We start from the raw sequence: 17,081 nt of genomic DNA on the forward strand, positions 1-17,081 counted from the left end.
TCACCCAAAAAAAGAATTGTAATTATGACTAATCAAGCAGTGAATCGATTTCAGCAAGTGCTTAAAATTGTCCGAGCTAATGACTGGTGGGCATACAAAATAGCACCTGTTCTGGGAACCGCCTACGGTACTGCTGCAATTTTAGACACACCTTTGATAACGCTCTGGCATTCTCTGATATTTGTCCTGATTGCTCTGGTTATAGGTGCAAGCTACACTAGCGTAATTAATAATGTGTGTGATCGAGAAGAAGATCGGATCAGTAGTAAATCCAACTATATGATTGGGCGATCAAACCTTTTTATCGCACTAGTTCTCATAGCTTCTATTGTGCCGGGAATCATAGTATCAATACTACTTATCTCAAATCATCTGGCTCTCGGCATTTATTTAACTAACTGGTTAATCTTTACTGTTTATTCCTTACCCCCCATGCGCCTAAAACAGCACGGATTTTTAGGAACTCTGGCGGATGCAATGGGTGCAAATGTCTTACCGCAAATGTTTGCTGTATTTGTGGTGGTTTATGATGCTAATAAGACTTTACCAGCTATCTGGTTACTTTTTATTGTTATTTGGTCGTTGACTTCTGGATTGAGAGGCATTTTCTGGCATCAAATCCTTGATTTCGATAATGATGTTCGTGCTGATGTATACACATTTGCACTACAAACTTCTCCTCAAACGTTAGAAAATTTGGGAAAATGGATCATTTTCCCAGCAGAAATTGTGGCACTTGTTGGAATATTTGTGCTTTATAATAATATTTTAGTTTGGGCTTTTTTAGGATTATATTTAGTCACAGAATGGCTTCGCTACTATTTCTGGCAAATAGCTCCTGTTGTTGTTGCTCCTCAAGACAACCACCGAATTCTATTATTTGAATACTATGACGTGTTTTATCCCTTAGGGTTTCTATGTATAGCTATTGGCAATCATTCAGTAAATTTAATTATTATAGGTGTTCATCTGCTACTCTATTTTCAGCGTATATGGTGGTGGTTCAGAGACATTTGGGGTTTGTTAAGATGGGAAATTCCTAACAAAATCAAACAGTATTTTCTAGAGAAAAAAGTTGATTTTAATTAGTATGAACTAATATTATTTATTTTCGCGTGTCACAAAAATTCTGTAGGATAAAAGTAACATGAAGACTGAACAAGTGCTAGAAACTTATGATGAAGCTTATGCAAAAGCATATGACGAGACATTTTTAATAGATATTCATTCACAAATCAAAACAGCTTGTGAACTTAAAATATTAATGAATATCTTAAGTGAAAAAGGTAAAGCAGTACAATGGTTAGATGTTGCTTGTGGTACAGGTTATGTTCTCAGCCAGTTTCCAGAAGTAGAGCGAACAGGTTTTGATCTTTCACCAGCAATGCTCAAAATTGCCAGAAGTAAAAATCCAGATATTAAACTGATTGAAGGCGACTTTAGAAATAAATCACTGATTGACAAAGGGCAATGGGATGTTATTTCTTCAATGTGGTGGGCATATAGCTTTGTAGAATCGATATCAGAAATCGAGCAGCTAATTGAAAATATCTCAGATTGGCTTACTGATGATGGTGTTTGTTTTATGCCAATCTGCGAGCCTGCAAAAAATCTTTACAACGGGGAAATCAAAATTCCTTATGTTGCAGTTGAAAATGCTCCTGTATATGGTGGAAAAATTTTAGTTACGGCAGTCCTTTGGTCATGGATTGAAGCTAGTGGCAAACGTCACGATAATATGCTAGTTCCTCAAATAGAATACATGGTTGATATCTTTGCAACCTATTTTGAATTTGTAGAGGTTCTTGAATATGCAGATGGTTATTATAGGGCAATTTTGGCAAGAAAGAAAAAATATAAATTTGATTGATGTATAAAAAATTCTCACTTCTGGATTGTCTTAGTACGTAGTGGAGCTAGCCTCAATCCTAATATTCGGTAATCGACATTTATGCATTTAGATAACTATACTCTTGGTCGTTATACTTCCGAACTAGCATACTGGAAACAACTTTTGTGGCAAACATTATTGTGCCCCTGTGGTTTATTTACCTGAGGCTGTAAATCCTGGCTTCGTTGCTATGGAGTTTGGGGATGGAATTCCTTAGCTCATAGCTAAGATGTACTTTCGTAAACTAATCTGCATATTTCAGCCCACTTGAGTGGACTTATGCTATTAGCTCGGAACTTCCGTTAAGGGCGGGATAATTATGATAGTGCGATCGCTAAAACATACAATTAATTTTGCAATTTAACTATTCTTATATAAACTTAATTATTGTATTAACAATTTAATTAACCAAACTCAACAACTGTTATCTTTTCTGTCACAAGTCGCTATTTGTTTGTAAAGGATAATTGATAACTGTTGTCAAAATTATGTCTAGAGAGGGAAACTAAGAATACAACACAGCAATTATTCTTATGCATACTCTTTCTAACTCTCACTTTAAGCAGTCCTTTTGGCGGCCTGCTGTCTTATTGACTCTGGGCTTTTGGCTAAGTGCTAGCTTACTTTTAGATTGGGTAATTATGCCTAGCCTTTATATTTCTGGCATGATGACCCAGGCAAGTTTTTCTACAGTTGGCTATGCGATTTTTTGGAATTTTAATCGCGTGGAATTATTGTCAGCGGCTGTAGTATTAACTGGTGTACTAACTTTGAGCAAAACCCAAGCTAACTGGCGGCGTAATGGTATTGTTTTGTCTGTCATCCTGTTAGCTGTAGCTTTGCTAGATACCTATTTTTTGACTCCACAGATGAGTGCGATCGCAATTCATCTTAATGCGTTTGATGCTGAGACTACTATTCCCACATCCATGAATTTTCTTCACGGCAGTTATTGGGTATTGGAATTAGTGAAGTTAATCGCAGGCGGTGCGCTATTAAACTGTTGCTGGAAACAAGAGCCTTAAATAGGCAGGGTTTAGGGATCTGATATCACAGGTGTAAGTTATTCACTGTTCAATAGGTTAAGTTATCTCCCTAAAAACCACTTGATTTATTTTGTACAGTGCAAAGATTTTTGAATATTAATGAAGTGATTTTTTTTCTTTTGGTAGACGGGCACAATTCCGCTCTACCATTTTTTTGACATATTGACATATTGACATATAAGTTTATCGTTGCAAGTAAGCTTATACTTCTATTTCCTCTTTGAAGATGGAAAATATCGGATTCTATCCATCCATAAGTCAGTTATGGATGGATAAAATTTAAGTATTTTTGAGATTTTGGTATTAAAAATGTGGCTCTTGAGAAATTGGTATGCTAAAACTACATTATGAAAAGCTAGAACCGCTGACTCTATAAAAAAGTATCAGTTATTGACTCAAATTTTAGATCTTTGTAAGATTTAAAAGCTTTTTTATAATTTGATATTATATTTGGATTCTGAATTAAGAGTTTGACCTAACACATACTGAAAACCACAAGTTTTTCGGCTTGAGAGACATAGGTAGTCAGAATGTAGTTTTGTATTGGCAAGCTTTTGATTTTGAAAATAACTCACGGCAACATTATTAGTCAAATAACTATTTTTGACGCGATAGATATACCAAGTAATTAATATTCCTAGAGCGATCGCAGCAATGTTATGGCTGCAATTACGGAAAAATATCGGTAAATTTATAGTTTTACCGCTTAATTTTTTGTAAGTAATTTTGTTTAAATTCTTATGGAATGAGCATAGAGCAATGAAAATAGTTTTAGTCACAGGATCAGCCGGGTTAATTGGCTCCGAGTCAGTCAGATTTTTTTGCGATCGCGGCTTTACAGTTGTTGGAATTGACAACAACATGCGGCAAGTTTTTTTTGGCAAAGATGCATCAACAGAATGGAATCGCGATTGCCTTTTACAAGATTATGGCGACCGATATATTCACCATAATATTGACATTCGCAATCATGAGGCAATCTCTCAAATATTTCACACCTATGGTCAAGATATAAGTTTGATTATTCATACTGCGGCTCAACCTTCCCATGATTGGGCAGCTAATGATCCTTACACCGATTTTACAGTCAATGCCAATGGTACTTTGGTGTTACTAGAAAATACTCGTCAACACTGTCCAGAAGCCGTCTTTATCTTTTGCTCTACCAATAAAGTGTATGGAGATAGTCCTAATTTATTACCACTAGTTGAGAAAGACCTGCGCTGGGAAATTGAACAGACCCATCCCTACTACCAGGGTATTAATGAAAAAATGAGTATTGATAACTGCAAACATTCGCTGTTTGGAGCTTCTAAGGTAGCAGCAGATGTTTTAGTGCAAGAATACGGCCGTTATTTCAATATGAAAACAGCTTGTTTTCGTGGGGGATGTTTGACTGGCCCCAGCCACTCTGGGACTAAACTGCATGGCTTTTTATCCTATTTGATGAAATGTACAATCACTGGACAGCCCTACCAAGTGTATGGCTATAAAGGTAAGCAGGTTCGTGATAATATCCACAGTTACGATTTAGTCAATGCTTTCTACCATTTTTATCAGGCTCCACGTGTAGCTGAAGTTTATAACATCGGAGGTAGTCGCTTCAGTAATTGCTCGATGTTAGAAGCAATTGGCCATTGTGAAGCCATAACTGATAAAAAGCTGACTTGGAACTATGTGGAATCGAATCGGATTGGAGATCATATCTGGTGGATTAGTGATGTCCAAAAATTCAAAAGCCAATATCCGAATTGGGAACTAACTTATACAATAACTGACATTCTTCAAGAGATTTTCAATGAAAATATTGCTCGCTGGCCATCAATAAAAAATTTGATTTTTAGATAATTAAAGTCATTTTTATTTATTGTAAGTCTATCTGGATATACCCTTGCTATGGTATTTTCTTGGAGGAAAAATTTTTGTCAAATCATCGCGCCCGTGAATCATTAATGTTTATTTTTATAGCAAGATAGAGAATTATTCAATATGTTGAAAAAGTTATTCCAAGCAAAAATCTCCAAGTTTATTATGGGTGGCGGCATAGCAGCAACCATCAATTTATTCTTGATATTTGCTTTAATAGAGTGGCTAGGATTTAACACATCTACTTTACGCAATGTTGCTAATGCCGTGTCAATTGAACTGTCGCTGTTAGCAAGTTTTTTAATCTACAGGATATGGGTTTGGCCGGGAGGTGCTTGGACTTTTAGAGAAGTACTATGGCGACAAATACCCCTTTATCATGTATCGGCTGGTGCTGCTGTAATTGTAAGAATATTCATTTTATTTCCTTTATTAGATTGGTTGAAGGTAGATTATAAAATTAACACTTTAGTAGGTGTATTGTTGAGTGCAGCACTCAATTATATAATTAGCGATCGCTTGGTCTTTAAAACATCTGTTAAATCTTCTCAGCGAGCAACAAAATTTTCTTCAGAAATTTATTATCCAGAAGGATTGGCTCCTGCATTGGAAAATCGCTCTCCTTTACCAAGACCCCTACAATCAGAAAATTCGAGAAAAATTAAGGTTTTCTCGATTGTAATTCCTGCTCATAATGAAGAAGGTTGTATCGTCACAACTATTCAATCTATCAGCCAAATTTTGGAAGCAGAAAAAATTGTTTACGAAATTCTGGTTGTCAATGATAACAGCCGCGATCGCACTGAAGAATTACTGCAACAACTCAATGCTGAAAACAGCAAAGTGCGTTATATCAATAATTATTATCCTAACGGTTTCGGGTTTGCTGTGCGTTGCGGCTTAGAAAACTTTCAAGGGGATGCGGTAGCTATTGTCATGGCAGACAGTTCCGATTCTCCAGAAAATATCATTGATTATTATTACAACCTGCAAGAAGGATATGATTGTGTATTTGGCTCTAGATTTATTAGGGGTGGCAAAGTAATTGACTACCCCACTCATAAATTAATTGTTAATCGTTTAGCTAATTTATTTATTCAAATTTTATTTGGCTTATCATTTAATGACACAACAAATGCTTTTAAAATTTACCGCCGTGAAGTAGTTGAAGGGGTTTCTCCTCTCTTATCTCATCACTTTAATTTAACAGTTGAGATACCTCTTAAGGCAATTATTAGAGGATATTCTTATAAAGTTATTCCTATTAAATGGAGTAATCGTAAAGCCGGAATCTCAAAACTCAAAATTAAGGAAATGGGAAGTAGATATTTATTTATTGTACTCAGTATTTTGCTAGAGAAGTATCTTTCCCGTGGAGATTACATTCGCCAGCAGACTGAAACATTAATCCCCCAAAAAAATAATCCCTAATTTATGTATAAACCACTGGATATTTTTCAGAAAAAACTTGAACAACAACCATTATTAATATTTTTAGCTTTCACGGTAATTGTTTCTCTATCAGTAAGTGTTTTTTTCTTCTCGCCACGATTCATTCTTTGGGATTTAAATCAAATAGGCACTTTTGAAACCGATCGTGCTAATTCTTTTCTTCATCAAATTGAAAATCCTTGGGCTGCGGATGTTGAAAGCGCACTAAGATGGCGATTGTTAATTCCAGTTTTTTGTCATTTTTTCAATATTAGGGGTTGGTTTGCTCTATCTTTGTCTTGGCTAGGAGTTATCGTTTTATTAGCGCAAACAGCTTGGATAATTTTACGCACTACCAACAATCGGTGGTTCAGCTTTACTGGTTGTATTTTGGTTTCAACCACTTCTGCGGTAGTAGTGTCTACTGGGTGGTTGGGTATGAATGATGCGTGGTATTTAAGCGGACTGATGACAGTTGCGTTTGCTCAAAATCCTCTTTTGCTCATTGTTGCTATCTTATCTGGTTCGTGGCTGGATGAAAAATTTTTGCTCGCTTTACCCTTGGCTTTGGTTACTCGCTGGCATCAAACATTTCAGGAAAAAAGTCAGCAATCTCTCCTTAAATTGATGTTATTTACTGGGATTGCTTTAGTCCCATACATCAGTATTCGGATGTTTACTACCTTGATTCAAGGTGATGCGGTTTCTAGTACATTCTTAAAAACTACCTTTGGTGGTTTTTTTACCTGGCTGCCTTGGTTCCCAATGGGCTGGTGGATGGCATTTCGTTTGGGATGGATTTTGCTCATCATTGCATTTATTTTATTGTTCCGAACAGGTGGTATCCGTTACTTTTTAGCTGTTTTCTGCTTATTTTGGACTTCAGCTATATTAATCACGATCTTAGCCGCGGATATGAGCCGTTCTGCTGCTATGGTTTTGCCTTTAATGGTTTGGGGTTGGATAGCAGTTCCAAAAGATATAATTTGGGGGCAAACACAGATGAGAAACTTGATTGTTCTTGGCAATCTGCTTATTCCTGCTCTACATATTACTTACACTAAAGCTTCTCTAATCAGCCCTTTACCTTTAGAGATTTTTAGATTAATCAGACCATAAAATAAAAATTTTAATTTGACAGTCAAGTAAATGACTAGAAATATTTTGATAACTGGTGGTGCAGGATTTGTAGGCAGTGCATTGGGTATAGGACTTGCTCAACGCTATCCTGACTGGAAAATAACTGCGTTAGACAACTTAAAAAGACGTGGTTCAGAATTAAATTTACCTCGACTTAAACAAGCCAGAATTGAATTTATTCATGGTGATGTGAGAAGTTCAGAGGATTTAGATCCTTTAAGTCTTAAGCCAGATTTGATTTTAGAATGTTCGGCTGAACCCTCAGTATTAGCTGGATATACATCTCCTGGGTATGTACTGCAAACGAACTTAGTCGGAACAATTAATTGCTTGGAATTAGCTCGTCAAACGCAAGCAGATTTTATTTTTCTGTCTACTAGTCGGATATATCCGATTGATTACCTCAATTCCTTGAAATTTACAGAAGAAAAAACCCGCTTTCAACTACTAGAACAACAGCCTTTGCCAGGTGTATCTAGCCACGGTATTTCTGAGGATTTTCCTTTAGATAAAGCACGCTCTCTTTATGGAACGACAAAGCTAGCTTCAGAATTACTGATTGCGGAATATGGTGAGGCTTATGGGCTAAGAACTTTAATTAATAGGTGTGGAGTTTTAACTGGGCCTTGGCAAATGGGTAAAGTCGATCAAGGAGTTTTTGCCTTGTGGATGGCATTTCACTACTTTCAAAAACCTTTAAAATACATCGGTTATGGAGGAACAGGTAAACAAGTCAGAGACTTTTTACATGTGTCAGATTTACTAGACTTGATTGACTTACAGATTCACAATTTAGAGAAATTAAAAGGACAAACTTTTAATGTGGGTGGTGGAGTCAATAATACACTTTCACTATATGAAACAACTCAGATTTGCCAAGAAATTACTGGCAATAAAGTTCCAATTACCTCCATTCCAGAAACCCGAATAGGTGATGTTCCTATCTTTATTACAGACTCACATAAAGTGATGAATGCTACTGGTTGGCAACCTAAAAAAGATGCCAAAATGACTCTCACGGAAATTTATGAGTGGATTGCTAAATTTGAGCAACAAGTCAGTGATATTTTTAATTAAACCTTGCGAAAGAAAAAATATTTTGAATTCCTCTACACTCATGCTTTCAATTGCATTGATGTATGTTCAAATTTAAAATGCCTCTTTTCCTTCACTAAGAATTATGCAAGGTGGTATTAGTTCTTAGTCATATGTCATTACTATAAACAAAGGACAAATGACTAAGGACAAGTGACAAATAATGATCAAAATCCTTCATCTTTCCGATATCCACATGGGGAGTGGTTTCTCCCACGGACGCATTAATCCAGCGACAGGATTAAATACGCGGCTGGAGGATTTTGTCAATACATTATCTATTTGTATTGACCGAGCATTAACAGATAATGTTGATCTAGTGATTTTTGGCGGTGATGCTTTTCCTGATGCTACGCCACCCCCGTATGTGCAAGAAGCTTTTGCTAGTCAATTCCGCCGTTTGGTGGATGGTAATATTCCGACAGTGCTGTTAGTGGGAAACCATGACCAGCATTCCCAAGGGCTTGGCGGGGCAAGTTTGTGTATTTACCGCACGTTGGGAGTGCGGGGGTTTGTGGTGGGAGATACGGTGACAACTCATCGCATCCAAACCCGCAGTGGTAAAGTCCAAGTTATTACCCTCCCTTGGCTGACGCGTTCGACGTTGATGACTCGCCAAGAGACTGAAAGTTTATCACTTGCAGAAGTTAATCAGCTGTTAACTGAACGTCTGCAACTGGTTTTAGAATCGGAAATTCGCCGTCTCGATCCACAAGTGCCTACTGTGCTTTTAGCACATTTAATGGCTGATAATGCTTCTTTGGGAGCCGAAAGGTTTTTGGCTGTAGGTAAAGGCTTTACTTTACCGCTATCTTTATTGACGCGTCCATGTTTCGATTATGTGGCTTTGGGACATGTCCACCGTCACCAAAATTTAAATAAATCTAATGACCCGCCAGTAATCTATCCAGGAAGCATTGAGCGGGTAGATTTTAGTGAAGAAAAAGAAGATAAAGGTTATGTGCTCATAGAATTAGAGAAAGGTCAGGCAAATTGGGAATTTTGTCCCTTATCTGTGAGGACTTTCCGCACAATTGAAGTGGATATCTCGAAAGCAGACGATCCACAAGCAGCTATCTTAAAAGCGATCGCAAAACATGATATCCAAGATGCTGTCATCCGCTTAATCTATAAACTGCGTTCCGAACAGCTAGATTTAATTGATAACTCCTCGCTCCATGATGCGTTAAGTTCGGCTCATACCTACACAATTCATCCAGAATTACTCAGTCAGTTAGCTAGACCCCGCATCCCCGAACTGACTGCCAGTAGTAGCATCGATCCAATGGAAGCATTAAAAACTTACTTGAGTAATCGCGAAGACCTCAAAGATATAGCAGCCTCAATGGTAGAAGCTGCACAGAAGTTACTCGCGGATGATGTAGAAGTATGGTTGGAAGGGGCTGGGAGGGATTAGGGACAAATCAATTCAAAATTCAAAATTCAAAATTCAAAATTCAATAACTACTGGGGACTGGGGATTGGAGATGAGGGAGATGAGGGAGATGAGGCAGCAGGGGAGAATAGCCATTACTCATTACTCATTACCAATGCCCAATGCCCCATGCCCCATGCCCCATGCCCATGATCATCCTTTAGATACTGACTCATTGGTTGCGAAAGTTAGTTAAATTTAAGAAGCGCCAAGACTTGAGCAATAGAGTTAATGACTACAATCGAGTACCAAAATTTAACTAATCTAGAGGATTTACACAAGGTTTCTCAGCCAGAGTTGGGACTAGTTTGCATTACTGTTGGTCAGCAAGTGCGCTTTCGGACAATCACGCGCACTCGCTATTTAAAGCTAGATTTAGAACAGAAAGCTAGCGTTTTGCGAGAATTGTATTTGCATAACTTGCAACGCTTAAATGATGCGCTATCTTTTTGTCAGCAGCACCAGATTCGGCTATATCGGATATCCTCGGCTTTGTTTCCCCTCAGTGATATGGAAGATGAGATTGGGGCAAATATCCTAGAGGAAATGAGTGCTGATTTAGCGAAAATTGGTGAGAAATCCCAGTCTTTAGGGATCAGAATGGTGTTGCATCCCGATCAATTTGTGGTGCTGAGTTCTGATTCTCCTGAAGTATTACAAACCAGCATCAAAATTTTAGAACGACACGCCCGCACTTTTGACTTGTTGGGTCTACCGCGATCGCCTTGGTCTTTAATGAATATTCATGGCGGTAAATCTCAACGGACTGCACAACTAGTAAAGGTAATTGCGGATTTACCGGAAGCGATTAAAAGCCGCTTGACTTTTGAAAATGACGAATACGCCTATAGTGGTAGTGAAATTTTAGCAGTCTGTCAGCAAGCTGGTGTGCCGATGGTGTTTGATGCCCATCACCATATTTGCCATGAAAATTTAGATAGCTACGACGATGCGAGTGTAGCTGAGATGTTTTACGCTGCTAGGGAAACTTGGAAACATCCCGATTGGCAATTAGTGCATATTTCTAATGGTGACACGGCTTTCCGCGATCGCAAACACAGTGATATGATTACCGCCATGCCGAGCGTTTATTATCAAGCACCGTGGATTGAAGTGGAAGCCAAACGCAAAGAAGAAGCGATCGCACATTTGCGCTCGTGGTGGTTAATAGAGAATAATCTCAAATAAGTAGTTTGTTGGGCATTTTCTGGAAGTAGGGAACCTCAGAATTAGTTGCGGTGAAGGGGAAAGGGAAAAGGGCAAAGGATGAATTAATACCTTTCACCTTTTACCCTTACCCTTTCCCCAACTGTCTAGAAACACCTCTGCTAGTAAATGCCCTAACTTTGGCGCGAGATAATAAATTAAAATATGGCGATCGCAATCGATTTTGGTACTAGTAACACAGTCATTGCTCGTTGGAACCCTGTTACCCAACAGCCAGAAACCCTCAATCTCCCTGGTTTATCAATTCAACAAAGTCTGAATCCGCCACTGATTCCCAGTTTGGTTTATGTTGAAGACGCAACACAAGGTAAAGTTTTAGTAGGGCAACAAGTGCGCGATCGCGGTTTCGATCTCAAGGGCGAGGCGCGATTTTTCCGCAGCTTCAAGCGGGGAATTGGTGCGGATATTCAAGGTTTCTTACCCGAACTTGATGGGCAAATTGTCACCTTTGAGCAAGTAGGTAAATGGTTTCTGACTCAGGTGATTGCACAGTTAGCACCGCAAGAAGGTGGTTTAGATTCTCTGGTGTTAACTGTACCTGTGGATAGTTTTGAAACTTATCGCCACTGGTTAGGACAAGTTTGTCAAGCGCTGCCTGTGGAACAAGTGCGGATGTTGGATGAACCGACAGCCGCCGCTTTGGGTTATGGCTTGGCTAATGAAGAGATTCTCTTGGTGATTGACTTTGGCGGCGGAACTTTAGATTTATCCCTGGTGCGCTTGGATCAAAGCGTGCAAGCAAATACTAAACCTGTGGGTTTTCTGCTGAAGTGGGGGAATAAATCCTTAGCGGAAAACTCCAAGCAGAAAGTTAAAACTGCGCGCGTGTTGGCGAAAGCTGGGCAAAATTTAGGCGGTACTGATATTGATACTTGGATAGTCGATCACTTTGCCAAAATTCAAGGATTGGCGGTAAGTCCCCTGACAACGCGCCTCGCAGAACGAGTCAAAATTCAACTCTCCACGCAGAACCAAGCCAGCGAAGTTTATTTTGACGATGAATCATTTGAAAGCTACGAACTTGAACTCAACCGCGAAACTTTAGAGAATATCCTCAAAGAACACGCATTTTTTGAGCGTCTGGATGATTCCATGACGAGTTTGCTACAGCAAGCAAGACGACAGGGGATAGAACTTGCAGATATTAATGCTGTGTTGTTAGTTGGTGGTACAGTACAACTACCAGCAGTGCAGACATGGGTAAAACAGTATTTTGACTCAGACAAAATCCGTTGCGAACGTCCCTTTGAAGCGATCGCCCAAGGTGCACTGCAAATTACTCAAGGGATAGAAATCAAAGACTTTCTCTACCATAGTTACGGTGTCCGCTATTGGGATCGGCGTAATCAGCGCCACAGTTGGCATCCGATTATTAAGGCTGGGCAAGCTTACCCGATGAATCAGCCAGTAGAATTAGTTTTAGGCGCATCCTTAGAAAATCAGCCCAGCATTGAGTTAATTATGGGTGAATTAGGCGCAGAGTCAGGCGGAACCGAAGTGTATTTCGATGGCGATCGCTTAATTACCCGTCGTTTAGATAGTGGCGCAACCACCGTCAAACCCCTCAACGATAAAGAAGGGGCTAGAACCATAGCCCAACTAACACCACCAGGATTTCCCGGAAGCGATCGCATCAAAATTCAATTTCAAGTTGACGATCAGCGCTTTTTACGGATCACAGTTGAGGATTTATTAACTAATGACACGGTATTAGAAAATCAACTCGTGGCACAGTTAAGTTAGATATTAGAATTTCTGTTTGGTTTTGGAAAGATATTGAGTGCGTTGTCGCGCAGCACAACGCACCCTCAATTTCAAGCATTACAGTTACATTATCTGGCATAATACACCATACCTCTACTAAACTTTGCACTTCAGTAGGATAGAAAATGCTAACGGGAAACGTAGTATTATTTGAGATTGCTGGAATAGTGTTTTGATTGAGACTCTCAATCCAAAATCCAAAATCTAAAATTGGTATGAGGTAATTGCTCATGTCCCGTTCTGCCCCCTATCAGCCTTTGTTATTAAAGATACTTCATGGTGTCAGTGGAATTTTAGCGATCGCCGCCATGATTACAGGCTTTTTAGTTTACAATAGCTTCGATGGCAGATTTGGGAAAATACTGATCCCTCGGATTGAGGGAATTATCGATATTCACGGCACATTTGCAGTTTTTTTCTTTGTTCTTTTCCCGGTGTTTGCCTTCTATAGTTTTCATGCTGGTAACAAAAGGCTATTGCAAAAAGATTCATTGCCAAATTTAGCTCAGGTTGGTAAACCAATTTGGTGGGTAAGTTTGCAAAGAATTGCTAATACGCTGATGCTAATTGCGGCGCTTTTAGCTGTGTTGTCTGGCAGAATGATGCAAGAAGGATGGTTGCCCACAGGAGAGTTAAATCATAGTTGGTACTACTTACATCTGATTGCTTGGGTAATTATAGTTTGTTGTTTAGCAATTCACGTTTTAATGTCTGCTAAAGTTGGTGGTGTGCCGTTGTTACTTTCCATATTTTCGGCTCAGATCCGCCCAGAAGATAATCCGAAAAAATGGTCTAAACGTTTGCAGAATTGGTTAAGTAATTTATCAGAACATCTGGGAGGAATTAAGCATTTAATAAAAAATAATTTACCTCTAGCAATCATAGAGATAATTGTCATATTGGGCATTTTAGCAGCGCTAATATTGCCTCTAATTTTATCTGCTGGAGAGTCAACATAATTTAGAATTAATCATGAGCAAGCACACATGAAAAAATGGAAGATAATTGGCTAAATCTGCAAAGAGAAGCTGAGAAAAGAGCAAAATATTTAAGTATCAATTTGCTTTCAGGGCGGAAATATCAAGTTCTACCTAACAATCCTATTGATATTAAAGTCGGGGTGCGAAATAGTAATCCAAAACCTGTTGAGGTAATACTACGTTTTGTTGGATTAGATGCATCTTGGCTCAAAGGAAGTAGAGAAAGAAAGTTGGTGGTACCTGCTAGCGCGCAAGCAGAAATAATTTTTCAATGTCAACCTCCACCTGTAAAAGACGCACCCAGTGAAGAATATCCCTTTACTATAGAAGCGATTACTCCGGAGGGCTACTCTCTTAGCGCTCAAGGTTATATAGAAGTTTTGCCCGTAGGTTTTGTCAAATTTGCTGTAACTCCACAAAAATTGCAAATTCCTCACACGGGAAAATGGTTACCTAATTGGAAATCTCATACTGGCAGTTTTGAACTAATCTTTAATAATCTCAGCAATTTACAGCAATCAGTATATATTCAAGTTCAAGGACAAAACACTCGCAGATTTAGCTTTCAACTATTGCCAGAAACTTTAGCTCTAACAATCCAGCAAATCACCACAGCGTTATTAGAAATTAAAGCGAAACGCCCTTGGATAGGATGGTCAAAAAGATTAAAATTTACAGTTAGAAGCCGCTTATTAAATCAGCGCTTGCAGGATATAGAACCTACTAGCCAGGATTTAGAGTTGCTGATTTTACCTATCATTCCTATATGGTTACAACTAGTTTCGCTGGCTGTAATATTAGGATTGTTATCTGCACTTTTATCATTAATATTAAATACAGAAACACCTGCACATACAGAAATGGTGAATGCAGTGCGTTTAAACAATAATGCTGACTTAGTTGTTAGTGGTGCTGAGGATGGCACAATTAAATTTTGGCGGGTTGATGGTGAGAGTTTACATCAACTCAATCAGCCAGAATCAGAAGATAATAGCGAACCTGTATTAGCGTTAGAATTCGCTTCTCCAGAAAATCAGTTAGTTGCGGCTGGATTAGATAACGGAGTAACTCAACTGTGGAATATCAAACAGCGTCAAAAAATCAATGAATTGTCAATTCAGGAAATAGTTGACAATAAAGATAGAGTTTTTACTTTAGCATTTACGAAGGATAATCATTATTTAATAGCTGGGCATGGCAGTGGTAATATAGTTATCTGGGTAAACAACTCTGCAAAAGACACATGGCAACTACAACCAGAAAGAGTTATTAGCTTAGGTGGCGATTATGAAGCTTGGTCAATGGCCTTAAGTGAGGATGAAAATACTCTGGCTATTACTGGGAATAAAAAGTTATTGACTTTACTGGATTTCAAGAAAATTAATCGTCAGCCGCAAAGTCGGACATCTTTAACTAAAGAATATTTAACTCAATTAGATATTATTAAAGCGGAATTTTCTATCCAAGCTACAAACAGCGTATTAAGAAATAATGACCGAATTTTGAACCTCAATTTTTTACCAGGTTCTTCGCAACTGTTAGCAACGGCTGATTCTGATGGCTTTGTAACTATATTAGATTATCAATGTCAAAGCCAAACTGCTGCAAATAAATCAGAACAGTCAATTAATCAAAACTGTATAATAGACCAATGGGCAGCAACAGCAAAAAGACCGATACGTGGTTTATTATTTCGTGAAGGTGGTACTCTTGCAGGGCCATTAGGCACTCGCCAACTGGTAATTAGCGATGACGAACGAGTCACAGTTTGGCAACTCACACCATCAGGAAAGCGAGAGAACACCACGCTTCCAGGTAAAGAAATTTTCACTAGTCACAACGCGATTAACAGCATTGATATTAATAGTCAGGGAACAAAAATTGTCAGTGGCGGAGAAGAATGTCACCAACAAGGCTATGACATGAAACATTGTTGGGGTTGGGTAACTTTGCGCCGCTTGCAAGGAAAATAGGAAATAAGGGCAATCTTTGTCAATCATGGGGGAAGTAAAAATGGCCAGCATACCCACTGAAATTAATATTGATGCCTATTTTCAGCGGATTGGCTATGAAGGCGATCGCACTCCCACATTTAAGACTTTACAGGCAATTCACTTACATCATACAAAAGCGATCGCCTTTGAAAACCTCAATTCGTTTCTCAAACAGCCTGTACTTCTGGATATAGCATCCCTACAGCAAAAGCTAATCCACGAAAATCGCGGTGGCTATTGTTTCGAGCAAAATTTATTACTGCGCTCAGTTTTAATATCTCTCGGCTTTCAGGTAAAGAATTTAGCAGCAAGAGTGATTTGGAACCTTCCAGAAGGGACTATCACACCTCGCAGTCATATGTTGCTTTTAGTAACTATTGATACTGAGCAATATATTGTAGATGTGGGATTTGGAGGGTTAACGCTCACTGTACCGCTGTCTTTTACACCAGATATTGAGCAGAGTACAACACATGAACCGTTTCGATTACTCATGGTTGACCAAACTTATACCATGCAAGCATACATCAATCAGGAGTGGACATCACTGTACCGTTTCGATTTGCAAGAGCAACACCTACCCGATTATCAGGTAAGTAATTGGTATGTTTCCACACACCCCAATTCCATCTTTGTTACAGGACTAATTGCAGCTAGGCCTGATGTAGATTGTCGTTATGCACTGCGAAACCACCAACTAACAATACATTATTTAGATGGTCGCAAAAAACAGCGTCTACTGACTACTGTAAAAGACTTGCGTACTGTTCTGGAAGATATATTTCTTTTACAGTTACCTGCGATCGCAGGTATTGACGATGCTTTACAACGACTAACAGAGCAACCCAATTGATGCCTGTTATTCACCTCGTAAATTAACAAAACGCTGATGCTGTCTTCATGTTGAATTTGTAGCAGAGGTACTAGTCCTTAGTTGAAACGTTGCTTTTAATTAAACGATGAAGCAGACGGCAAGGCCAAATGCAGGCCCCACAAAGACTGATTGAGGCAATGGCAGCAAAGATACGCCATTTCTCCTGAAGGGGATTAGTAGACTCTGATAGTTGCTGTTCCCTATCTTTGGTTAGTTCCGCCAAAGAATCAGATAGCTCGCCAGCAGTACTTACCCCTTCAATTACCGCTCCCATTAGATAAGCTACAAGGGCAATACTTAGCCAGTGATTTATCATATTGTCTGGGTGAACTTTTGTA

General features: G+C 38.8%; 15 protein-coding genes. 14 read left to right on the plus strand and 1 reads right to left on the minus strand.

Translation table 11 applies throughout. The features are described 5' to 3' along the window. Positions 1-24: 24 nt before the first annotated feature. The 3 genes from HGR01_RS33770 to HGR01_RS33780 all read left to right on the plus strand — a co-directional run bounded on the left by HGR01_RS33770 (position 25) and on the right by HGR01_RS33780 (position 2,916). Positions 25-1,089, plus strand: coding sequence for a UbiA family prenyltransferase (locus HGR01_RS33770; RefSeq protein WP_045867955.1), 1,065 nt, complete (start codon positions 25-27; stop codon positions 1,087-1,089). Between the two features lie 58 nt (positions 1,090-1,147). Beyond that, a complete protein-coding gene (locus tag HGR01_RS33775) occupies positions 1,148-1,870 on the plus strand; it encodes a class I SAM-dependent DNA methyltransferase (protein WP_052335047.1) in 723 nt (240 codons plus the stop codon). 554 nt (positions 1,871-2,424) lie between these two features. Beyond that, positions 2,425-2,916, plus strand: a complete 492-nt coding sequence (locus tag HGR01_RS33780; RefSeq protein WP_045867954.1) for a DUF4149 domain-containing protein — start codon at positions 2,425-2,427, stop codon at positions 2,914-2,916. Between the two features lie 452 nt (positions 2,917-3,368). Here HGR01_RS33780 and HGR01_RS33785 read toward each other — a convergent pair whose 3' ends face one another. After that, positions 3,369-3,716: a hypothetical protein gene (locus HGR01_RS33785; RefSeq protein WP_096621920.1), complete on the minus strand. Its 348-nt coding sequence runs from the start codon at positions 3,714-3,716 to the stop codon at positions 3,369-3,371. Here HGR01_RS33785 and HGR01_RS33790 point away from each other — a divergent pair. The 11 genes from HGR01_RS33790 to HGR01_RS33840 all read left to right on the plus strand — a co-directional run bounded on the left by HGR01_RS33790 (position 3,697) and on the right by HGR01_RS33840 (position 16,722). Next, on the plus strand, positions 3,697-4,785 hold the full coding sequence (locus HGR01_RS33790; protein ID WP_045867953.1) for an NAD-dependent epimerase/dehydratase family protein: 1,089 nt from the start codon (positions 3,697-3,699) through the stop codon (positions 4,783-4,785). The two genes, HGR01_RS33785 and HGR01_RS33790, sit on opposite strands and share 20 nt — an antisense overlap. A 141-nt stretch (positions 4,786-4,926) precedes the next feature. After that, positions 4,927-6,234, plus strand: a complete 1,308-nt coding sequence (locus HGR01_RS33795) for a glycosyltransferase (RefSeq protein WP_045867952.1) — start codon at positions 4,927-4,929, stop codon at positions 6,232-6,234. A gap of 3 nt (positions 6,235-6,237) precedes the next feature. Continuing rightward, the gene (locus tag HGR01_RS33800) at positions 6,238-7,353 is read left to right on the plus strand and encodes a hypothetical protein (RefSeq protein WP_045867951.1); all 1,116 of its coding nucleotides are present in this window, start codon (positions 6,238-6,240) and stop codon (positions 7,351-7,353) included. Positions 7,354-7,383: 30 nt separating this feature from the next. Beyond that, positions 7,384-8,451: an NAD-dependent epimerase/dehydratase family protein gene (locus tag HGR01_RS33805; RefSeq protein ID WP_045867950.1), complete on the plus strand. Its 1,068-nt coding sequence runs from the start codon at positions 7,384-7,386 to the stop codon at positions 8,449-8,451. Between the two features lie 181 nt (positions 8,452-8,632). After that, on the plus strand, positions 8,633-9,886 hold the full coding sequence (gene sbcD / locus HGR01_RS33810; RefSeq protein WP_045867949.1) for an exonuclease subunit SbcD: 1,254 nt from the start codon (positions 8,633-8,635) through the stop codon (positions 9,884-9,886). Between the two features lie 88 nt (positions 9,887-9,974). Continuing rightward, complete coding sequence (locus HGR01_RS33815) at positions 9,975-10,100, plus strand: hypothetical protein (protein ID WP_255525088.1); 126 nt, start codon at positions 9,975-9,977, stop codon at positions 10,098-10,100. Between the two features lie 35 nt (positions 10,101-10,135). Beyond that, positions 10,136-11,092 (plus strand): UV DNA damage repair endonuclease UvsE, encoded by a 957-nt coding sequence (uvsE, locus tag HGR01_RS33820; RefSeq protein WP_045867948.1) that lies wholly within the window; start codon positions 10,136-10,138, stop codon positions 11,090-11,092. 183 nt (positions 11,093-11,275) lie between these two features. After that, complete coding sequence (locus tag HGR01_RS33825; RefSeq protein WP_045867947.1) at positions 11,276-12,874, plus strand: Hsp70 family protein; 1,599 nt, start codon at positions 11,276-11,278, stop codon at positions 12,872-12,874. 251 nt (positions 12,875-13,125) lie between these two features. Further along, the gene (locus HGR01_RS33830) at positions 13,126-13,854 is read left to right on the plus strand and encodes a cytochrome b/b6 domain-containing protein (RefSeq protein ID WP_045867946.1); all 729 of its coding nucleotides are present in this window, start codon (positions 13,126-13,128) and stop codon (positions 13,852-13,854) included. A gap of 35 nt (positions 13,855-13,889) precedes the next feature. Beyond that, entirely contained in the window at positions 13,890-15,848 is a 1,959-nt protein-coding gene (locus HGR01_RS33835; RefSeq protein WP_045867945.1) for a WD40 repeat domain-containing protein, read from the plus strand. Between the two features lie 40 nt (positions 15,849-15,888). Beyond that, complete coding sequence (locus tag HGR01_RS33840; RefSeq protein ID WP_081583923.1) at positions 15,889-16,722, plus strand: arylamine N-acetyltransferase family protein; 834 nt, start codon at positions 15,889-15,891, stop codon at positions 16,720-16,722. Positions 16,723-17,081 lie beyond the last annotated feature (359 nt).

The sequence above is a fragment of the Tolypothrix sp. PCC 7712 genome (assembly GCF_025860405.1).
In the GTDB taxonomy this organism is placed as follows: Bacteria; Cyanobacteriota; Cyanobacteriia; order Cyanobacteriales; family Nostocaceae; genus Aulosira; species Aulosira diplosiphon.